This is a genomic window from Desulfacinum hydrothermale DSM 13146, from assembly GCF_900176285.1.
GTDB classification, from domain to species: domain Bacteria; phylum Desulfobacterota; class Syntrophobacteria; order Syntrophobacterales; family DSM-9756; genus Desulfacinum; species Desulfacinum hydrothermale.
In genome coordinates, this window is the sequence record NZ_FWXF01000007.1 from 165,116 (window position 1) to 185,885 (window position 20,770).

The window sequence follows — 20,770 nt, forward strand, 5'->3', positions numbered from 1 at the left end:
TTGGAAGATCAGCAAAAATATACCCGTGACCCAAACAGGCAAACGACAGACTTTATGAAAAATTCCAGCCCCCTGCGTGCCGCGGTTCAGGCGACTCAGCTCTTCGATTCAGGCGCTCCCAAGGTGGTGGTCTTCGACTGCGACGGTGTCCTCTTCGACTCCCGGGAAGCCAATGTGCGTTTCTACAACCACATCCTGGCCCGATTGGGCCGCCCCGAGGTGCGGCCGGACCAGGAGGACTACATCCATATGCACTCCGCCCGGGAGTCCTTGGCATACCTTCTGGGTTCGGGTCCCCTTTTGGATGAAGCCTGGAGGCATTGTCAGAGCATCGATTTTCGTATCTTCAATCGGTATTTGAGAAAAGAGCCCGGGTTGGAGGAGTTTCTCGCCTTCCTTCGGCCCCATTGCCGCATCGCCCTAGCCACGAACCGGACGGTTTCCACACCGCAGATCCTGGAATCCTTCGGGTTGCGCGCCTATTTCGATCTGGTGGTCACGGCGGCGGACGTGAACCATCCCAAGCCCCATCCCGAGTCCATGGAGAAGATTCTTCGAAGCTTCCAATCACCTGCCCGGCACGTGCTCTTCATCGGCGACTCCCAGGTGGATGCCATGCTGGCGCAAAACTCGGGCGTTATCTTTGTCGCCTACAAGAACCCCGAACTCCAGGCCCATGTCCATGCCGACTCCTTCCGGGATCTCCAGTACTGGCTCGCCCCGGCTCTGGGCGCCCGCTGACAAGCGCCCCATCGCCGGGCTCTCTCTGGTGGGAACCTTCCACGCCGATCCTCGTGGATACCGTCGCACCTGCCGGATTTTGGAGATGCTGCGCCCCGATGTGACGGCCGTGGAGGTGAGCCCCTTCGCCCTGGGATTTCGCATCCGTCACCGGCGCTTTTTGCTGAAGCGGCTTCAAAGGAGCGTCGCCGCCGCCGCCAAGCGCCTGGGCATGCCCAGGAACCAGGCCCTCGGCCACCCCCACATCCGTCGACTCTTTCGCCAAATCGCTATCCCCTACGAATGGCGGGCCGCCCAAGCTCACCGTAGGGCCCACGGCGTGCCCTGCTATCCCGTGGACAGTTCCCGCGTGAGCCAACGCCTCCTGGCCCACTGGCCCCAACTGCTCTCCCCGGCCAATCTGACCGTTCTGCTCACCCTGCCCCGCGACCCCGATCCCTCCGCCGACCACGTCTACCGGCAGGCCGCTTGCGCCTTGCAGGCAGGTGCCGTGTCCGCCCCGCCGCCCTCCGGCGCCTGGCCCACCATCTTTTGGGAACGGGAAACACATCTGGAAGTACAGATTCGGGCCATCCTGAGAACCTTCAAGCCCCCACACCTGGTGTACTTGGGAGGTTGGGAGCACCTGCGCATCCAGGAAGATCCGGCCACTCTGCGCGGGCGCCTTCAGGACCTGCAGCCCCGCTGCCTGCTTCTGGATGGGACGGTGGTGGGCGACGGGCCATGAGGGAGGAGATTCGGGACACGGGCAAGCCGTCCCGGCCCATCGGCCATGCCTGGCCACTGCGCACCAACCACGACCTACGCTACGGATTGGAGATTACGGTTTTCGGATCCTGCGCGCCATGGAATGGCGTTGAATTGGCCTCCCGTTTCTGCTATTCTCGGCCACGCTTTGGGTGGACCGGAACCTTCTCCCACTCCACCCGGAACATGGATCGTTCTTCGGAACACTTTTTGCCCTTGGTCGTGCTAGGCGGGGAGCTAGCGGTTCCCTGAACCCGAAATCCGCTCAGCGGGGCTGAATCCCCCTTCGAGGGCTCGTGCCAGGACGATCCGTTTGGAACTGCAGCGTCGGTCGGACACCGCGCAACAGACGGATGTGAACCCCGTCAGGTCCGGAAGGAAGCAGCGGTAAGCATTGCGGTCTGTGTCGTGGTTTACTCTGACCAAGACCTGCAGGGACGGCGGATCGACACCGACCGGTTCGACGAGGGGTGCACGGCCAAGGGTCTTTCTTTCCTACCCTGCAGCACCCAAGAACGGGTTCGAAAACGCCGGGGCGGAGCGCTTTTTCCTCAACCCAATCCCCATAAGGCCGCCGAAGGGCCTGCGGATGTCCCGCAAGCCATGGGGTTACGACGGCACCTTCCCGTGGGGCCGATTACCCTGCGGCCACGAAGGCCATGGACCATTGGCGGCATTTTGAACCGAACAACGCCCTTGGGGGGGGCCGGCGAGTCGCCCCCGCAGACGAGCCAGCACCAAGCCCTTTCGCTCTCGCACCGCCAGCAAGCCTTGTCAAGGCAAACCCCAACCCACCTGCCCGGTTCGCGCAAAAAGCCTATCGGACAAGGACGCTGTTTGAAGACGCCAAATCATCCATTTGGGCCAATGCAATTTCGAACACTTAGCATACCCACAAGTTCTAAAATCGGCTTTTTCGGACAAGCTCCAAGGCCCTGCCTGGTCCCTTCTTGTGCGGACGCAAGGTTGGGACTACCGGGCGGACTCACGCTGCCAGCCTGGCCCTGCAGCAAATAGGGGCAGGTTCCGAACCCGCCCCTACAAAGCTGTCTATGAGAGATCCAAAAGCACCAGCGGGCGCAGTGGAATTTCAACAGGTCAGAAAGCCCGAAAAGGCCAAGAGCCGCTTTGTGGACAAACTCTTAAAGGAGCTTTTCCTCGTCCAGGGTGTGTTCCACGATGTTATAGTGCTCGGCGAAAACAGGCCCACGCCCCTTGAACATGCTCACCTGGGTCAGAATGTACTCGGCCACCTGGCGCCTTTTGTCTTCCGAAAGCGCATTGAAATAGCGAAACATGTCCTCTTCGCTCGCGGCGGCTTCCATTTGTTTCCAAACCTCTTCCGGCGCCAAATCCATCTCCTCGTCCCTCGGTCGTGACTCCAATTCGCGCAAGGCCTCCCCCGCTTGATCCACCAACAGTTCCGCCTCGCGTCTCAAAACCTCCGCCAGTTGCGACAATTGGTCCAGCGTACGGCATGTGGTCAAGACCTGGCCGGTCTCCGTCCCTTCCAGCGACACACGCACCTCCAGGATGGTTTCCGATGGATCGTCTTCCGCCGTCCGCACTTGCACATCAAAATACTTTCCCATGGATCCTCCGTCCTTTCCACCTCATGGCCAATCCACCCTCTTTATGTCCCCGGGATCATGGACGCTGGAGCGCGCCACCTCCCCGCTCGGATGAAAGAGTCCTCTTACAGGATCCTTTCTGCGCGAGACGGCTGAGCGGCGATCCCCATGGCGGCCACGGCCGTTTCCACCCGAATCCAACGCACGAGCCTTTTCACATGAAACGCTCCTCACGGTGCCCGGTCTTTCGTCTTAAACTAACGCCCGCCCCACCCAAAAACAACCGGGCCACGGGAGCCGGGCACGGACTCCTGCCGACAGATCCTGGCCAAGGCGGTCAGGTGGCGTAACGACGCCCAGAGATCCCCCGCCCCGATGACATCCTTTTCTTCCCAACCCAGGGCTCCGTCGCCCTCCCCCTCCCAACGCAAAAAGGGGTTGCGATCTCGCGATCGCAACCCCTTGCTCTCTGGTGGGCGGGGGGGGATTCGAACCCTCGACTTCCACCGTGTGAGGATGGCACTCTCACCGCTGAGTTACCCGCCCGAAACGTTGAGCCTTATACAACAAGGTTCCGCTCAATGCAATAGAAAAAGCTGGCTTTCTTGTTCCCCAAGAGCAGAAGCTTCAAACGCAGATAGTCCTCCTTGGCCTGTTCATCGCCCGGCGACACGTCCAGAATCCGCTTGGTCTTCTCCAGAGCCTGTCGATACTGGCCCAGGCTTTCGTGAATCCGAGCCGCCTGTCTCAGGTATTTCACCTCCTTGGGCATGAGTCGGCTCAACTGCTCCAGGCAATGGAGGGCCTTTTTCTTGTCCCCCTTCTTGAGGGCCGCGTAGAGGATGTATTGATGAAAGGCCACCACCTGGGGATGATCTTGGACGGCCTTTTCAAAAAGCTTCAGGATCTGGTCGTAATCCTTGGCCTGGTCGTAGAGCACAAAGAGCGTATCGTAATAGGACAAGTTGTCCTTTTCCAGCTCGACCAGGCGCCGCAAGATGGGCACCTGTCCCTTCGCATCCTTTCGCTTCTGGCGAAGAGCCAGCAGGTAGTGCAAAGGCTCGGGATTGTCCGGCTCCAGGCGCGCCACCTTGGCAAAGGCTTTCTCGGCCTTGTCCCATTGTTGCAGCTCGTAGTAGAGCATGGCGCGGTTGAAGTGGACCACGGCGTTGTCTGGTTCCAGCGTCGAAAGCATCTCGTAGGCCTTCAGCTGTCCCTTCTTGTCCCCCGTCTTTTCCAGGAGAGCCAACAGGCGCACGAGGGCCGCCTTCTTTGTGGGATTCCTTTTGAGCACCCGCTGGTAAACGCGCTTGGCCTGATCGTCGCGGCCTAACTTTTCGTACAGAGCCGCCAACTTGAGCTGATTGGCCTCATCCTTCGGATTGGCCTCCAGGTACTTTTCCAGATCGGCGACAGCCCTCTTCAGATCCCCCGTTTTGGCACGAACCACCGACAGGTTGTAGTGGATGTTGGGATCGCGCACGCCCGCCTTGAGGGCCGCCTCGTAGGCCCGGGCCGCCTCCCCCCAGCGCCTGCTGCGCGAGGCCAGTTCGGCCTGCACCAGGAACCAGGGACCGCGATAGCGGGTCGGCACTTCCTTCAGGTGCCGGCTCAGGAAGGCCAAGGCCCTTTTGACGGACAGGTGCTTGTTGAGATAGGCCAGGAACGCCTCAAAAACAGAGGGATCGTCTGTCAGGCGCAGCAGCTCCAGATAGGTGGTGAGAACGGCCTCATGCTTCTTTTGGCGCTGGTAAATGTGGACTAAGCGCTCCAGCACCGGCCGAGACCGCCCCAGGCGGAGGATCTCCTGGTAGAGCTTTTCCGCCTCCGCCAGACGGCCCTGATCGGCATAGAGGGCCGCCAGGCGGGTTTTCGCCAAGGTGTTTCCCGGATCTTCCGCCAACGCCCGTTCCAGAAAACGGACTTTCTCCTCGGGGCTTTGGGCGGAGTCAGCCTTGTGGAGCCAGTCCTTGGCACCCAGCTTCGCCACAAAAGAAACGGCGCCCAACTCCCGCCCGAACCAGCGTGCCCTCAGCGGCACCTTCAGCGGAGTCTCAAAATCCTCCTGGGGAAAGAGCTCCTTAAAGGACAAGGGGCCTTCAGGAGATGGGGGCCAGGGCACGGGACCGGCAAAGAGTTTGACCCCCCAGGGAATCCAGCCGTCCGTTTCCACCGCCACGATCTCCAACCGGTCTTCGGGATGGACGATTCGCTGGGCCCCGGCGGGCAGACGTTGTGGTTTTCCATTGATCTGAACCTGGAGGCCCACAAGGCGATGGGGCACCGGCAGATGCTCCAGGACGATCTGGGACACGCGGGGAACCCCCTGGAACCACAACACGCCGGCCGCCACCAGCCCCAAAACCAGCAGCCACTTGACAAGGGTCTTGGCGCGGTTCTTCTTTTTCCTGGGGCGAAAGAGCGAGGTTTGGTAGTCTCTCACGTACCGTCTCCGGCCCAGCATCACTCAAGTCCCCTATCCGTTCCCCTGTCGCTTGATCTCCGCCGTGAGCCGGTTCAGTTCAAGGCTTTTCACATGCCGCCATCGGCCGACCCCCAGGGATCCCAAGCCTATCGGCCCATAGGCCGTTCGGTGGATCTTCAAGACGGGACACCCCACGGCCTGGCCCATCCGCTTGATCCGCCGGTACCAGCCCTGGTGAAGCACGATTCGCAGCCAGGTGGCTTTGGGGCCCCGGCGAAGGACCTCCACCCCAGCGGGCGCCGTGATGCCCTCTTCCAGGCGCACCCCGGTGCGAAGGCGTTCCAAGGCCTCTTGCGACGGGATCCCTTGCACCTTCACTTCGTAGGTTTTAGGCACACCGTAGCGGGGGTGGAGCAACCGGTTGGCCAAGTCTCCGTCGTTGGTGAGGATCAAGGCCCCGGTGGCGTCCCAGTCCAGTCGCCCCACGGGAAAGACCCGCCACGGCACGGGGCCCAGCACGTCCATGACCGTGGGACGGCCTTGAGGGTCCTTCACGGTGGTCAGACAATACCTGGGTTTGTGCAGCAGCAGGACCACCTTTTGCTGCTGCGCCTTCACCACACGGCCGTCCACCTCCACACGATCCACGGAAGGATCCACACTCACGCCCAACTGGGTCACCGCCCGGCCGTTGACGCGGACCCGCCCCTGCTGGATCCAGCGTTCCGCCTCCCGGCGGGACGCCAAGCCCGCCTGGGCGATGTATTTGTGGAGGCGTATGGCCGATGCCGCCTTCTTCGGGCTAGATGCCATTTTCCACGCCCAGACCCACGGCCGAGCGGACCAGGTCCATGGTTTTACGGGCTTCCTCCCGGGCTCTGGCCGTGCCGTCCAGTACCATCTGGCGCACCGTGTCCATTTCCTTCTCCATGGCCTCGCGCCGCTGTCGGATCGGGCCCAGATGGGCCATAATATGTTCCAGAAGGATCTTCTTGCAATCCACACAGCCGATGCCGGCCGTTCGGCACCCTTCGCTCACCCGATCCATTTCTTCGGCCGTGGAATAGAGCTTGTGATAGTCGAAGACCGGACACTTGGCCGGGTCCCCCGGATCGGTCCGACGGGCCCGGGCCGGATCGGTCATCATCTGGAGAATCTTCTTCCGGACCGTGTCCTCGGGCTCGGTGATGTAGATGCAGTTGTCATAGCTCTTGCTCATCTTGCGCCCGTCGGTGCCGGGCAGCACGGGCACTTCCGTGAGCAGCGCATCCGGCACGGGAAAGATCTCCTTTTCGTAGAGATGGTTGAAACGCCGGGCGATCTCCCGAGTCAGCTCCACGTGGGGCAGCTGATCCTTGCCCACGGGCACTCCGTGGGCGCGGTAGATGATGATGTCGGCCGCCTGCAGCACCGGATAGCCCAGAAAACCGTAGGTGGAAAGGTCCTTGGCGGTCAGCTGCTGCTGCTGTTCCTTATAGGTGGGGTTTCTTTCCAGCCACGGCAGGGGAGTGATCATTGCCAGCAGCAAATACAGCTCCGCATGTTCCTTGACATCCGACTGGATAAAGACCGTGCACCGTTCCGGGTTCAAACCGGCCGCCAGCCAGTCGAGCACCATGTCCCAGGTGTTTTTTCGGATGGCCCCGGGGGTGGCGTAGTCGGTGGTCAGAGCGTGCCAGTCGGCCACGAAGAAGTAGCAATCATACTGTTCTTGAAGCTGAATCCACTTTTTGAGAGCACCGTGAAGATTTCCCAGATGCAGACGGCCCGTGGGCCGCATTCCACTCAGAATTCGCTTTTTAGGGGTCATTTTCCGCGTCACCTCCACACACGTTCGTCCTTACAGAAACAGTCGGGCAAAAAGGCTGACCACCGGGTTCAAGAGATGCCCCCACCACCCGGTGGCCAAGAGAATCACAACGATCAGCATCCCGTAGCGCTCCAGGCGCGCCAACTGCCACGCCAGCCGGCGAGGCAGCACTCCGGCCAGCACGCGCCCGCCGTCCAAGGGCGGCACGGGAAAGAGATTGATCACCATGAGCACCAGGTTGAAGATCACCGAAAACTGGGCCATGAGAAAGAGTGGTCGCAGCACCATGGCCGCCGTTCCCACCGCGTAACCCGATGCGAAGAGCATCAGAATGAGCCGATAGACCAGGGCGCTGGCCGCGGCCAGCATCAGGTTGGTCAGAGGGCCCGCCAGGGCCACCCAGGCCATGCCGCGCCGCCCTCCTCGAAGCCGATGGAATTGCACGGGCACGGGCTTGGCCCAGCCGAACATGAAAGGAGCGTTGGTGACCAGCAACACCAAAGGGATGATCACCGTGCCCAGGAGATCGATGTGCACCAGAGGATTGAGGGAGATGCGTCCCAGCATGCGCGCCGTGGGATCTCCCAGCTTTTCCGCCACCCACCCGTGGGCCACCTCGTGGCTGATCACCGCCAGAAGAAGCGGCACGGCGTAGATGGACACGTCTCGAACCCATTCCATGATCATGGTCATTGCTTGCCTTCCCCGGCTCCCAGTTCACGCCAGGCCATGGCCCGCGCCAAAGCCAGCTCCTCCTGGCGGCTCCTCAGCTCTCCGTTCAAGCGGGCATCCAGAACGCGATCCAGAATCTTGGCATAGATAGGACCGGGGGGAATGCCCATCTCCTGGAGATCCCTTCCTCGTATCTCCGGCTGCACGTGACGATACCGATGGAAATAGTGGCTGATGGCCCGCCGGACCTCTTCCCGTTGCGTGGTGGCCATCATGAACAGGATCTCTTCCGGCCTGAACGGTTGGAGTGCTCGATAGATAGCACTGGGACGTGGGGGAGGCAACCGCAAAAAGTCTCCCAGGACCTCGTTAACCCTTTGAAACGTCCAGGCAATTCGTTCCCTCATGTTTTTCGGAAGATCCAGGCGCTCCAGGACCTTCCCAAGATCTCTGTAATGCAGCCTGGACAGGAGCCCCAGGAGATAGACCCGCCAACCCTCCAGCGGCTCTTCCAGGAAGCTCAGTTCGTACCAGGACAACACCTCCTTGATTTGCAGAAGGGTTTCCACAGCCTTGGCGTCGAAACACACGTTGGGGCAGATGACCTCCAGGACGCCGAATTCCGCCATGCGCCGGACAGCCGGCACCGGATCTTCTTCCATGAGGATGTGCTGGATCTCGTGGAAGAGTCGCTGGCCTCCCAGCCGGTCGATGAGCCCGATCTTGACCGCGTGGCGCATGAGGCTCGCCGTCTGCTTTCCCACTCGAAACCCAAAGCGCTGCTCAAACCGGATGGCCCTCAGGATGCGGGTGGGATCCTCCACAAAGCTCAGGTTGTGCAGCACTCGGATGGCCTTATCCTTGATATCCCGCTGCCCACCGAAAAAGTCGATGAGCTGACCGAATTCGTCGGGATTGAGCGCCAAGGCCAGGGTGTTGATGGTGAAATCGCGCCGGTACAGGTCCATCTTGAGCGAACCGAACTGCACCACGGGAAGGGCCGCCGGATACTGGTAGTATTCCAGGCGGGCCGTGGCCACGTCCACCTTGAGACGCTCGTCGAAGATGAGCACGGCCGTATTGAACTTCTTGTGGCACCGGGCCCGAATCCCTTCCCGTTCGGCGAAGGCCTTGGCAAAGCGAATGCCGTCGCCTTCCACCACAATGTCGATATCCAGGTTGGGGCGACGCAGCAGCAGATCGCGAACGAAGCCTCCCACGGCGTAGACCTTGTAATGGAGCTCTTGGCCCAGCTCCCCGAACCGGCGCAGCAGCCCGATGATCTCGCGCGGCAACTGTTCGGCCAGAACGCTGGTCACGTTTTTGCGGCGCCCCCACGGGCCCGAAGCCATCTCTTCCTTGAGGGCCATCGGCTCCCGGGACCGATCCGTTATCAGGTGATTGAGAAGATCGCGCCGCGTCACCACCCCCACCAGTCGGTCCCCGTCCATCACGGGCAGAATGCGCTGCTGATGCTCCACCAGATGTTTTTGAATCTCCATCAGGGTGGCCGAGGCCTGCACCGTGGAAAAATCCCGATTCATGTAGTCGGAGACCTTCTGGTCGCGCAGACCGTGATAGATGGCCTTTTCCACCACTTGGCGGTTGATCAGGCCCGCCAGGCGCCCCTTTTCCAGAACGGGCATGGCGTTGATGTTATAGCGCAACATGATCTCTTCCACCTGCCCCAGCGAGCTTTCGGCATCGGCTGTGAGCACGGGGGAGCTCATCAGGGTGCGGGCGGTCACCGACGGCTTGATGGTGCTCTGGAGCAGTTCGAAGAGGCGGTCTTCAGCCTGGATGAGCGTCAAATCCCGAATGGTGGCGGAAGCCGCCGTGGCGTGGCCGCCCCCGCCGAAGTGTGCCGCAATCTCGCCCACGTTCACCTCGGGAATCCGGCTCCGGGCCACCAGATAGATCCGATCCTCCATGCGCGCCAAGGCGAAGATCACATCCAGGTTTTCCATGTCCTTCAGCTTGTGGACCAGAACGGCGAAGTCCCCCACGTACTTATCCACGGACACCGTGGCCACGCACACGTCCACCCCGTTGATGTTGTAGGTGCGTGCCGACTGCAAAAGCTCGTTCAAAAGAGCCACCTGCTCCGCGGTGAGTTCTCGTGTGACCAGGTCGGAGACCATGTTGAGATCGGCCCCCTGCTCCACCAGGTAGGCGGCCGCCCGGAAATCTTCCGGTGTGGTGCTCGAGAAGGTGAAGGAGCCCGTATCTTCAAAGATACCCAGGATGAGCATGGTGGCCTCTTCCGAGCTCAAGGGAATGCCCCGCTGGCGGATGAGCTCGGTGAGCAGCGTCACCGTCGCCCCCACGGGCTTGACGACCTCCACCGACCCGTGCACGTCGTCTTCCGCGTCGGGGTGGTGATCGTAGATGTGGACCTCCACCCGGCCCGCCTCGATGAGCTCACGAAACTTGCCGATGCGCGAGGCCTGCCGCGTGTCCACCAGCACCAGCCGGGTCACCTGTTCCAGGTCCAAGCCCTTGAGCTTGGTGAAGTCGAAAAGATAGCCCGCCGTGCTGACAAAGAACTCCCGAAGGTTCTTTTCCTGAGATCCTGGAAAGACGAGCAGGGCCTCGGGATAAAGCTTCTTGGCGGCCACCATGGAAGCCATGGCGTCGAAGTCGGCATTGAGGTGGGTGGTGATCACATCCATTGGGCTACACCCTGCCACTGGTGAAGGGGTCTCATCCGCGAGGATGATGGATTTGGTGGAGCCTTTTCAGGCGCTCCCGAGCCACGGCCGTGTAGATCTGTGTGGTACTGATGTCTGCATGGCCCAGCATCACCTGCAAAGACCGAAGGTCGGCCCCGTTTTCCAGCAGATGGGTGGCGAAGGAATGCCTCAATACATGGGGACTCACCGTCTTGGAAACCCCGGCTCGCACGGCGTATTTCTTTACCATCTTCCACACGCCCTGACGGGAAAGTCGCCTGCCCTGGGCGTTCAAAAAGATCACGTCCCGGTCCTCCCGCCCGGCCAGCCGGGGCCGTCCCCGGTCGAGATAGGTCTTCAAAGCCTCCAAGGCCCATTCCCCCAGAGGCACCAGGCGCTCCTTGTCTCCCTTGCCGCGGACGATCAGGAAGCCGGCCTCCAGGTTGATCTGCGAAAAGCGCAGCTCCACCAGCTCGGACACGCGAAGCCCCGTGGCATAGAGGATTTCCAAGATGGCCCGATCCCGCATCCCCAGGGGGGTACCGGGATCCGGCATTTGCAAGATGGCCTCCACCTGCTCACCGCTCAAAACCTTGGGAAGCGAAGCGGGGATCTTGGGGAAGGCGATCCGGGAAGCCACGTTCTTTTCGATCAGATCCTTCGATTCCAGGTAACGGAAAAAGGACCGCACGGCCGCCAACCTCCGTGCCCGAGTGCGCGGGCTCAGTCCCTGCAAGCCCTGCCGGAAATAGCCGAAAAGTGCCTCGCTTTCCACATCGCGCCAGCTCTTGGCGCCCCTTTGCGAAAGATAGTCCGTCGCATGGGCCAAATCGGCGGCATAGGCCCGCACCGTATTGGCGCTCAACCGCCGTTCCGCCACCAGGTAGGTGAGAAAACGATCCACCATTTCGTCCACCGCACTGTCTCCCCTGCTCCGTCAATCGCCCCTGCCCGGGCGGCACCCATCGCCCCTGGCGAGACGACCGTTTGCGGCGCGGCGACCCTGTGTCCCTTCCGGCACGATCCCACACATTCCCAGCCCCTCAGCGCTTGGGGTGGTTCAGGGGCACCGAATAGGTCTGGAAATGGAAGTCCACCAGAAGGGAGGTTTCCACTTCGTCCGCTTTGCGATGTGTGGACACCACGTCGATCTGATGGGTTTTGCCCTCTTCGTCCGGGATCCGAATGGTCTCGCCGTCGCGGAATCCGCCCCTGCGGTACCACACATCGGGCGGCAGCAGCCAGGCCTTTCCAAAGGTGTCCTCAAAGCGGAAGTAGTCGAGAGCGTCCTTGGGGAACTGGACATAGAGACAGAGCTCCTCATCGGAGGCGGGACGGCGCAGGCTCTCTTCCAACTCCTTTCGCTTGGCCTCCAGGTCCACATCGGGCAACGGCTGAATTCCCGCCTCATCGGCCAGGATCTGGTACCATTTCTTGCCGTCGCGCCGCCCGTGTTCCAGTACCTTTTCGTAGATCCATTGCTGAGGCTCGTAGAAGGGAAAGGGGCCGTAGCGGCCGAGCAGCAGGTTTTTCAAGTCATCGCTCGGGTTTTCGTACCTGCCGTGGATGACGTTGCTCACCGCCGTGCTCCAAAGGATCTGGCTTCCCGGCGTAACGGACCAGATGTTGCCCATCTCGCGGTTCACGTCCATGAGTTCACTGAAGATCTGGTGGATCCGCTCCAGGAGTCCCAGGCTCTGGGCCTGCTCGAAAGCGATGCTGGCCGCGCCCCCGGTGAGTTTGTGACGCTTCACGGTGGGATCGAAGCCGCGAAACGGTGTTTCGAACCGCTCGTAATGGCGCCTCTCCCGGCGCAACAGGTCCGAAGCGTCCACGATGGGCTGGACCTTGAGTCCCGGTGCCTTGTAGCCATAGTCGTTGAGGGTCTGAATGAGGCTCAAGGCCGGCGCCTGGGAATACATGCCCCCGTAGCCGTGATCGGCCACTTCCACGATCTTCACGCCGTTTTCCACCGCCGCCACCAGGCGGCCCAGATCGTTGGCATCCGTATTGTGGCCGTGGTAGGCCAGGATGAGCTCCGGATAACGGGACGTGATGGCCGCCACCAGGGAGGCGATCCGTCGCGGGCTCCCCACGGCCGAATGGTTCTTGATCCCCACGATGATCTCTTCGCCAAAGGTGTCCAGAATCTCTCCCACCTTGGCCACGTAGTACTCGTCCGTGTGTCCAACGCCCGTGTTGAAGCAGACACACGGCATGAGGAGCTTCCCCGCCTTCTGGACCTCACGCCCCACCACTTCCAGGTTCGGCACATGGTTGAGAAAGTCGTAGACCCGCCACACATCCACGTACCGGGCAAAGAGTCGCACCGTCATGCGCAGTACATTGTCCGGGTACGGCCGATACCCGAAGAGATTCCGTCCCCGGCACACGGTCTGCACCAGGGTTTGTGGCATACGCTGTTTGACCAGTCGGAGCTTCTCGAAGGGATTGATCTGCCGGTTCATGAGATCCACGTGGACCGAAGCGCCGCCGGTGACTTCAAAGGCGAAGTAGCCGGTATCGTCCCGGTAGGGAGCCACACGGAGGGTCGTGCGGGGAAGGATCCGGCACTTGAAGTCGGATTGCGACACGTCCCGTTCGTTGTTGGTGAGAAAATAACCGGGAGTCTCCCGCAAGAAGGCCAGGATCTCCCGGACGCTCATCTTCGCTGTGACCCGTTGTCTGTCTGGCATGCCCGTTCGCTCCCAAGGTCCTTATAGGTTTAGCACCCGCTCGTGGATACGGCGCCTTCAGCCCGCCCCCCAAGCCGGCACCGGCCGCCCCTTCCGTCCAGGCAGGAGGTCATCTTCCTGCCGGCAATCGTGCAAGCGCACTTTCACACGCATGGCCAAGATACGATGGAATGGCCGAATCCCTCCGCCTCCCCCACAGCCCGTTAGGATCTTTCGGCGTAAGGATTGAGGCCGTAGGCGTTGATCTCTGCGATGAGACGCGCCAGCCGATCGAACTCCGGCACTTCCTCTCGGTAGTCCAACAGCTCCGGATGGGTGTCGATGTAGGATGTGTCAAACTTTTGATGAACAAAGTCGGGCTCCTGCACAATCTGCTTGTAAAAGGGAATGGTGGTTTTGACCCCCACGATGTTAAAGCCGTCAAGGGCCCGACGGAGCCGGTCCACCGCCTCGTGCCAGGTAAAGCCGTAAACGGTCAGCTTGACCAGCATGGAATCGTAATAACGGGGGATTTCGTAGCCCTGATAGATGCACCCGTCCAACCGCACGCCGTGTCCGCCAGGTGACTGGTAGATGCGGATGTGGCCGGGGTTGGGGATAAAGCCGTTTTTGGGGTCTTCCGCATTGATCCGCAGTTCGATGGCGTGTCCGCGCACCTTCACCTCGTCCTGACCAAAAGAGAGGCCCTCCCCGGCGGCGATCCGGAGCTGCTCGCGCACGATATCCACCCCGGTGACCATCTCCGTCACCGTATGCTCCACTTGAATGCGGGTGTTCACCTCCAGAAAATAGTACTGGTCTTCCGAATCCACCAGAAATTCCACGGTTCCCGCGTTCACATAGCCGGTGGCCCGCGCGGCCCGGACCGCATCCTCACAGATGCGCTCTTCGACCAGCGAGGGCAGGGTGGCCGGAGCGATCTCGATCATCTTCTGGTGGCGGCGCTGGATAGAACAGTTCCGGGTGCCCAGATGAACCACGTTGCCGTGCCCGTCAGCCAGGACCTGCACCTCCACATGGCGCGGATTCTTGAGGCCCTTTTCCAGATAGATCCGCTCATCCCCGAAGGCCATGCGCGCTTCGGACCGGGCCAGACGAAGCCCCTGGACCAATTCCGCCGTGTCGTTGGCCACCCGGATGCCGCGGCCACCGCCTCCGGCCACCGCCTTGATCATGATGGGAAACCCGTGGCGTCGCGCGAACTCCAGGGCCTCCTTTTCCCCATCCTGCCCGTCGGGCAATACGCCGCTTCCCGGTATCACCGGGATGCCGGCCTCCGTCATGACCTTTCGGGCGATCACCTTGCTGCCCATGTCGGAAATCACCTGGGGAGGCGGCCCCACGAACAGGAGCCCGTTGTCCGTGCAGCGTTTGGAAAAGAGGGGATTTTCCGCCAGGAAACCGTAACCCGGATGAACGGCGTCGGCCCCCACGGCCTTGGCCGCTTGCACGATGCGATCGATGTCCAGATAGTCTTTGCGCGGCCCGGACCCAATACACACCGCTTCATCGCTTTTCATGATGTGCATGGCCGTCTTGTCGGTCTCTTCATAGATCGCCACCGTGCGAATCCCCAGTTCCTGGGCGGAACGTATGATCCGAATGGCGATCTCCCCTCGATTGGCCACCAGAAGCTTCTTGAACATGGACCACCCCTTCGCTTGGGTGCAAAACCCCGGGGCCCGGCCACCCCGGCGTGGCATTCCCGTATCTGCCTTCCGGTCCGCGGACGCGGAAGATGTGGTTTCTTCTCGATAGAGCGCACGCCCCGTCGTCGGCGGCGGCAAAGACGGCACAAAGATCACCACAGGCCATCTCGTGCGAGTGGCTAGCACTCATAGCATAGTGCCCGGGGGGGATCAACGGCGCAATGGCGGGAAGATCTCAGGCTGGCTCACAAGGCGGGAATCCTCAGGCCGCGGATCGGTCCTCGCTTCCTTACGGCCTCGGGGCGGATCGCCGCCGCTGTTCGCGTCGCCGACGGGTCATCCGATTGAGGTATTCGCGGTCCAAAAGGCTGCACTTGTAGGGCTTGATCACCTCGGTCACTTCCCACTTGGGACGGTTCACGTCCTGGAGCAACTCCTTGATGCTGTTCCAGTACCCGGGGCTGTAGAACTCGCAATCCTTCCCCTCATTAAAGAACTCACAATGCTGCTGGCTCACGTACTTTTCGTACTTCTTGCAATACTTGATCTTCATCCCAATCCTCCTTCCTGGCCCAGATCCCTTGGTGGGATCGAGCGCTTCCTGCTTTGGAATTTTAAGCACAAAGCATGCCGGAGACAAGGTGAGCGCCCTCTTTTTTGCCACATATTTTGCTTTACAACAGCTCCGGAAGGGGCTATAAAGGCGGCGGTTTTAGGCCAGTAGCTCGAACGGCTAGAGCACCGGACTCCAAATCCGGGGGTTGGGGGTTCGAATCCCTCCTGGCCTGCCACGCACGAAAAGGGGTACGGTATCCAGACCGCGACCCCTTTTTTACTATGAGCACGCTTTTTCCTGCCCGTGCTTTGCAAGACCCCCCGCATCTTCGGTCACGCCTGGTCCCAAACGGCCCATACGCCGCCTTCACATGGGGTATGGGCCGTTTCAAGGCAGGCCCAGGTTCCATCATCCACTCGAGCGCCGAGCGGAAACGCGGAAGCTAGAGAAAGGAAGGACAATGGTGGAAAGAATCCGGCTGAGAAATCCCATCGTGGAAATGGACGGCGACGAGATGACCCGGATCCTTTGGAAGATGGTAAAGGATGAGCTGCTCTTTCCCTACCTGGACCTGACCATCGACTACTACGACCTGGGCATCGAACACCGGGACGCCACCGACGACGCCGTGACCCTGGATGCCGCCCGGGCCGTGGCAACCCACAAGGTGGGAGTCAAGTGCGCCACCATCACCCCCAACGCCGAACGGGTGAAGGAATACAACCTCAAGCGCGCCTACAAGAGCCCCAACGGCACGATCCGCGGTTACCTGGACGGAACGGTCTTCCGGACTCCCATCCTGGTGGAAAAGATTCCGCCGGCGGTCCGAAGCTGGAAAAAGCCCATCACCATCGCCCGCCACGCCTACGGGGACGTGTACCGAAACTCGGAGATCCGGGTGCCGGGACCAGGCACCGCCGAATTGGTCTTCCGCTCTTCCACGGGGGCGACCGAAGTGCGAAAGATCGCGGATTTCCAAGGCCCCGGCATCCTCCAGGGAATCCACAACACGGACGCCTCCATTCGGAGCTTCGCACGGGCCTGCTTCCTCTTCGCTCTCGACCATGGCGTGGACGTGTGGTTCGCCACCAAGGACACCATCTCAAAGACCTACGACGGCCGGTTCAAGGAGATCTTCGAAGAAGAATTCGCCGCCTATCGGGAGCGCTTCGAAGAAAAGGGCATCCACTATTTCTACACCCTCATCGACGACGTGGTGGCCCGGATCATGAAATCCGAAGGCGGCCTTCTCTGGGCCTGTAAGAATTACGACGGGGATGTCATGAGCGACATGGTGGCGTCCGCCTGCGGCAGCCTGGCCATGATGACCTCCGTTCTCATCTCCCCCCAAGGCTGCTACGTGTACGAAGCCGCCCACGGAACCGTCCAGCGCCACTATTATCGCTACCTCAAGGGCGAAAAGACCTCCACCAACCCCATGGCCCTCCTCTTCGCCTGGACGGGAGCCATTCGGAAACGCGGCGAACTGGACGATGTTCCGGACGCGGTTCGCTTCGCCGACACCCTGGAACGGGCCGCCTTGCGAACCATCGACGACGGGATCCTGACCGGGGATCTTGCCGCCATTTCCCCGCCCTTTCCCGGAAAGCAGATCGTGGACTCGGATGGGTTTCTGGCCGCCATCAAGGAGCGGCTGGACCAGGCCCTCTGAAGGCTGCCGACGACGCCGAAACGGGCAAGGGGGAGGCATGGGTTCCACGCCCTTGCCACCCCCTTGCCCCATTTGCCGTCGATCTTTAGGAATTCAAGCCGTCACCGTTGTCGTCGTTCAGACTGCGAAGCCCTTCCAGGTTGGCGAAGGCCTCTTCCACGGCGTCCAAGAGGTCTTCTTCCTCTTCACCCCGGAAAGCGTTGTGTTGTCGTTGGAGCTCGTTGTAAGCTGCCATGTAAAATGGGAAACATTTGCAGGTAAAATGCGAAAGTTAGGGGAGCCGTACACGGGGTCAAGGTGATCATGAGGGAGGCGGGAGGGGCAGAGGGTGGGGTGGGCATGGGCTCACACCTCGGCGTCGTAGGTGGGGAGGTCGGGGGCCTCGCCGACGATCTCGCCGGAGCGGACGAGGGCACGCGCACCGACGGCCACCGACTGGCCCAGGGCTCTTAGTGTGGCCCCGTCGGGGAGGCTGATGGTGCTGGTGCCGTCGGAATTGTGGGCCGTGACCTGGCCGGCCAGAAGCGCCTCGCTGGGCAGCAGGCGCCGGAATTGCGTCCAGACGTTAGCCATGTGCACGTCCTCCCTATGGTGTTTCGTCCACGCGCTCGATCGTAACAGCTTGGATGACGCGCGCACTGGAGGCATTGATGGAGATGGCGTCGGCATAGCCCCGCATGGCCGGGTCGGTCACGTCCACGATGTGGCCAGGCAGGATCAGGCCCGTGTCGGTGGTGAGGGGCATGGACAGGCGCACATCGGCCCGCTTGCCTCCAGCCGATAGGATTTGGCGGCCGCGCTCGCGGGCCGCATCGATATGGGTGATCAAGTCATCCACCACCATCTGGGCATAGGGAGCGCCGTCTGTTCCGGAGCGATAGACGCGGACCGACACGCCAGCTGTCTTGCCAGCCACCCAGACACCGCGATGGAGTGCCTCCGGCCGCCATTGCGTCCCCATCTCCAGGATGATATCGCCCGGGATAATGATATCCGGCGTGGCGCCACCCAGATCCCACGTGGGCACCGGATACTTGGGATAGACCGTGAGTATCTGCTGCTGCGTGTGGGACCGCACACATGCGCCGACAGCCTGGGCAATCCGGACCAGGGCACCAATGGGCGTTAACCGGTCATACGAGAAGACACCGCCAGGAACGAGCCAGTCCACCGTCTGCCAGTCCAGCGTCCAGCCGGTGTTATAGAGTTCGTCCTCCGCCAATTGCACCGCAGTCCGATCCGCGGCCTCCAGGCGGCTCCTGGGCGCCACGTAGGGTGTGGATAGCTGAGCAGAAAGACTCCGACCGCCCACCGTGGTGGTCGACGCCCCGTGCCTGCGGGTCATCGACGAGCTCTCCACGATGCCGGACCAAGATAGCCCATCGATGGATATCAGCACTTCGCGCTGCTCCTCGGCCAGTTCGGTCGCCGCACCGATGACCGTCGCCCGCCAGCGCCAGCACCACGAGTCTCTGTCTGACGTGATTTCCAGGGCCGCGCACGGAATGGGTGTGCCGTCGGGAATGGTGGTGATGGTCAGGGTATGGACCACGACGATAACCCTCCGATGTGTGGGGATCTCCAGCCCTGCGTGCCGGGCCCGGTCGCATGTATCGATCCACAAGTCAAAAGCCACCGGGCCCCACAGCGGGACCGGCAGCCGGCACTCCAGCACCAGGTCGAGGTCCGGGACGAACGGGGGCTCGACGGGCGGCTCGGGAGGTTCAGGCGGCGGCCAGATAAAAGGGGGCCGCATGGCCTCCTCCCACGGAGCCCAGTATTTGGCCAGCAGGCCGGGGAGCTTGCGTCCATAGGCAGAGGGACACGTCCAGGCCCTACGCGTCCGCGTGGCCTCATCGTGTGGGTGTTCATACCCCCTTTGGCGCGGCCAGAGCCGGATCCACGGCACGCCCCACAGGAGCCGCACCGGTGATCCTTCCACCCACGCCGCCCCGCGGGCGGTATGCCGACGGTAGGCCGCCACGTAGGCTGACCACGCCCTGGCACTGACCGGCGTGCCATCCCCCCAGGAGATGCCTGCCCCGATTCTCGTGCGGGATAGATAGACGTGAGGCGCTCGCACCGCGGAGGAGGAGTGCGTGGCGTCCTGCCATCGCTCCCGTGCCGCTGGCTTTCGAGGCGCTCCATAATGCCATCCGCACGCGATGCCCACCCGATCTGCCGGCGCGGGCGATCCTGGAGCATATCGCTCGGCGGGCTGTGTTCCGGGCCCGCGCCACGTGTTCGGGTCCCACTCGCCCGTGATCGCAGGCGCCACACCTGTGGGGACGCCTTCGGCAATGAACCCGCCGACTCCCTGCTGCCCGACGATCGCCGCCATCCCCTGCACGGCCGCCTGCAATGGGCCTCGCAGGCCTGTGGCGCCGATCCAGTCTCCCAGCATGCCGACGGAAGCGGCGAGGGCCCCGACTCGCAATTCTGGAGGCGGTGCGTCCTGCGCTCCGAGATGGAAATCCGGTGTCTCCGGGATCGGCTCGCGGAGGACCAACAGGATGCCGCCGGTGGGCGCCGCCAGGTCCAGGTCCAGCGATGCGGGGAGCCGGCGGTATAGCTGGAGATCATAGCCCATCGCCTCATACCGCACTCAGGGTCGCTTGCGTGATGCGCACGATGCCGCCCTGGTATATTTCCACCGCATTCAGCTCGATGGCCGCCCCACTGCCCGTCGTGCCCACGTCGAGATCCGCCACCCAGGCGCCCGCCCCGTCCACGATGCGCGCCCAGCCAGCTGTCCCCGTGGCGGGTGCGTTGCCTTCTTCGGCGATGGGCGATAGGGTCAGCGTCCCATCGGCTACGGTCCCGCAGGGCAGGCTGCACGTCAGTTCGGCCAGTAGCGTCTGCGTGGTCACGTCGGCTCCGGGAGGGTCCGGCGCCGTGCCGTCGTAGATGCGGATGAGCCCGGGGCTGGGCGATCCGGCATCGATGGCATCGGCCACCGCCTGCAGCATGGCATCCTGCACAGTAGGATTCAGCGCAATCATTCGGACACCTCCGGCCGCACCCAATCGGCAACGGCTGCGTTGTAGGACTGCGTGTAGTCGCCGCACACAACAAGATAATTGAACCGCGGGTCGTACCCGTCGAACCGATATTCTCCCGTCGTCGGGTCGCTCCAGGTAATGGCTAAGGGTCGCATGGTGTGCCGATCAAAGAGTGTTACCCGTCGATGGGCCGGTTCGCCCGCCACAAGTACAGTGCCCTGGATAACACCGGCGCCCCGGCGCGCCGGGACAGCGAGAGTTTTGTTCCAAACGAGCCGGATAGACCGAAAAGTTGGGGAGATTAAGGCTTGGTCAAGTGCGGGCGAGCCTGCCTCTTCTAAGAAGATGGACGCCGTTATTAATGGCTCTGGATCAGCGGGTGGAAAGATCAACACGTGCTTGAAGCGGGCGTCGATGGAGTCCCCGACGTTCCGCACCGCTGCGAACAACGCTAGTTTTACATCAGCAAATTCTGGAATGGTTATATCTACCGTTTTGTCTTCGTATGTAAAAGAAAACGTATCGCCCCGCCGGCTTAATATAAGTAGGTGAGGCCC

17 protein-coding genes, 2 tRNA genes, 1 other RNA gene and 1 pseudogene are annotated in these 20,770 nt (G+C 61.8%); 5 read left to right on the top strand and 16 right to left on the bottom strand.

Going from position 1 to position 20,770, the window contains the following annotated elements; genetic code table 11:
- Nucleotides 1-54: 54 nt before the first annotated feature.
- The 3 genes from B9A12_RS08270 (at nt 55) to ffs (ending at nt 1,966) form a co-directional block, all read left to right on the top strand.
- Nucleotides 55-741, top strand: coding sequence for an HAD family hydrolase (locus B9A12_RS08270; RefSeq protein WP_170920452.1), 687 nt, complete (start codon nt 55-57; stop codon nt 739-741).
- An 85-nt stretch (nt 742-826) separates the two neighbouring features.
- Entirely contained in the window at nt 827-1,468 is a 642-nt protein-coding gene (locus B9A12_RS08275; RefSeq protein ID WP_084057418.1) for a hypothetical protein, read from the top strand.
- 240 nt (nt 1,469-1,708) lie between these two features.
- Nucleotides 1,709-1,966: signal recognition particle sRNA large type (ffs, locus tag B9A12_RS08280), an RNA gene on the top strand.
- Between the two features lie 664 nt (nt 1,967-2,630).
- Here the strand turns inward: ffs and B9A12_RS08285 are convergent.
- From B9A12_RS08285 to B9A12_RS08340, 11 genes are all read right to left on the bottom strand, one after another.
- Nucleotides 2,631-3,080, bottom strand: a complete 450-nt coding sequence (locus tag B9A12_RS08285) for a hypothetical protein (RefSeq protein WP_084057419.1) — start codon at nt 3,078-3,080, stop codon at nt 2,631-2,633.
- Between the two features lie 449 nt (nt 3,081-3,529).
- Nucleotides 3,530-3,605: transfer RNA gene (locus B9A12_RS08295), tRNA-Val, on the bottom strand.
- 13 nt (nt 3,606-3,618) lie between these two features.
- On the bottom strand, nt 3,619-5,502 hold the full coding sequence (locus B9A12_RS08300) for a tetratricopeptide repeat protein (RefSeq protein WP_170920453.1): 1,884 nt from the start codon (nt 5,500-5,502) through the stop codon (nt 3,619-3,621).
- Between the two features lie 33 nt (nt 5,503-5,535).
- Nucleotides 5,536-6,297 carry a pseudouridine synthase gene (locus tag B9A12_RS08305; RefSeq protein ID WP_084057422.1) on the bottom strand — a complete coding sequence of 254 codons (762 nt, stop codon included), beginning with the start codon at nt 6,295-6,297 and terminating at the stop codon, nt 5,536-5,538.
- The gene (gene trpS, locus B9A12_RS08310; protein WP_084057423.1) at nt 6,287-7,294 is read right to left on the bottom strand and encodes a tryptophan--tRNA ligase; all 1,008 of its coding nucleotides are present in this window, start codon (nt 7,292-7,294) and stop codon (nt 6,287-6,289) included. Before trpS ends, B9A12_RS08305 begins: the two co-directional genes overlap by 11 nt.
- Before the next feature lie 30 nt (nt 7,295-7,324).
- Nucleotides 7,325-7,987, bottom strand: a complete 663-nt coding sequence (locus B9A12_RS08315) for a site-2 protease family protein (protein ID WP_139796551.1) — start codon at nt 7,985-7,987, stop codon at nt 7,325-7,327.
- Entirely contained in the window at nt 7,984-10,638 is a 2,655-nt protein-coding gene (locus B9A12_RS08320) for a CBS domain-containing protein (RefSeq protein ID WP_084057424.1), read from the bottom strand. Before B9A12_RS08320 ends, B9A12_RS08315 begins: the two co-directional genes overlap by 4 nt.
- A 31-nt stretch (nt 10,639-10,669) precedes the next feature.
- On the bottom strand, nt 10,670-11,545 hold the full coding sequence (gene xerD, locus B9A12_RS08325) for a site-specific tyrosine recombinase XerD (protein ID WP_245802391.1): 876 nt from the start codon (nt 11,543-11,545) through the stop codon (nt 10,670-10,672).
- Nucleotides 11,546-11,681: 136 nt separating this feature from the next.
- Nucleotides 11,682-13,334 carry a hypothetical protein gene (locus B9A12_RS08330; protein WP_084057426.1) on the bottom strand — a complete coding sequence of 551 codons (1,653 nt, stop codon included), beginning with the start codon at nt 13,332-13,334 and terminating at the stop codon, nt 11,682-11,684.
- A gap of 203 nt (nt 13,335-13,537) precedes the next feature.
- On the bottom strand, nt 13,538-14,980 hold the full coding sequence (locus tag B9A12_RS08335; protein WP_084057427.1) for an acetyl-CoA carboxylase biotin carboxylase subunit: 1,443 nt from the start codon (nt 14,978-14,980) through the stop codon (nt 13,538-13,540).
- A 292-nt stretch (nt 14,981-15,272) separates the two neighbouring features.
- Nucleotides 15,273-15,536 (bottom strand): hypothetical protein, encoded by a 264-nt coding sequence (locus tag B9A12_RS08340; protein WP_084057428.1) that lies wholly within the window; start codon nt 15,534-15,536, stop codon nt 15,273-15,275.
- Between the two features lie 161 nt (nt 15,537-15,697).
- Here B9A12_RS08340 and B9A12_RS08345 point away from each other — a divergent pair.
- Nucleotides 15,698-15,774, top strand: a tRNA-Trp gene (locus B9A12_RS08345).
- 225 nt (nt 15,775-15,999) lie between these two features.
- Nucleotides 16,000-17,211 (top strand): NADP-dependent isocitrate dehydrogenase, encoded by a 1,212-nt coding sequence (locus B9A12_RS08350; protein ID WP_084057429.1) that lies wholly within the window; start codon nt 16,000-16,002, stop codon nt 17,209-17,211.
- Between the two features lie 85 nt (nt 17,212-17,296).
- Here the strand turns inward: B9A12_RS08350 and B9A12_RS16945 are convergent, their stop codons facing one another.
- The 5 genes and pseudogenes from B9A12_RS16945 to B9A12_RS17315 all read right to left on the bottom strand — a co-directional run.
- Nucleotides 17,297-17,446, bottom strand: coding sequence for a hypothetical protein (locus B9A12_RS16945; protein WP_170920454.1), 150 nt, complete (start codon nt 17,444-17,446; stop codon nt 17,297-17,299).
- 110 nt (nt 17,447-17,556) lie between these two features.
- Nucleotides 17,557-17,784: a hypothetical protein gene (locus B9A12_RS08355; protein WP_084057430.1), complete on the bottom strand. Its 228-nt coding sequence runs from the start codon at nt 17,782-17,784 to the stop codon at nt 17,557-17,559.
- A 13-nt stretch (nt 17,785-17,797) separates the two neighbouring features.
- On the bottom strand, nt 17,798-19,384 hold the full coding sequence (locus B9A12_RS16950; RefSeq protein WP_170920455.1) for a hypothetical protein: 1,587 nt from the start codon (nt 19,382-19,384) through the stop codon (nt 17,798-17,800).
- Nucleotides 19,385-19,805: 421 nt separating this feature from the next.
- Entirely contained in the window at nt 19,806-20,213 is a 408-nt protein-coding gene (locus B9A12_RS08365; RefSeq protein WP_084057432.1) for a hypothetical protein, read from the bottom strand.
- A pseudogene (locus tag B9A12_RS17315) lies at nt 20,210-20,770 on the bottom strand (hypothetical protein); the annotation flags it as partial. The pseudogene B9A12_RS17315 and the gene B9A12_RS08365, both read right to left, overlap by 4 nt.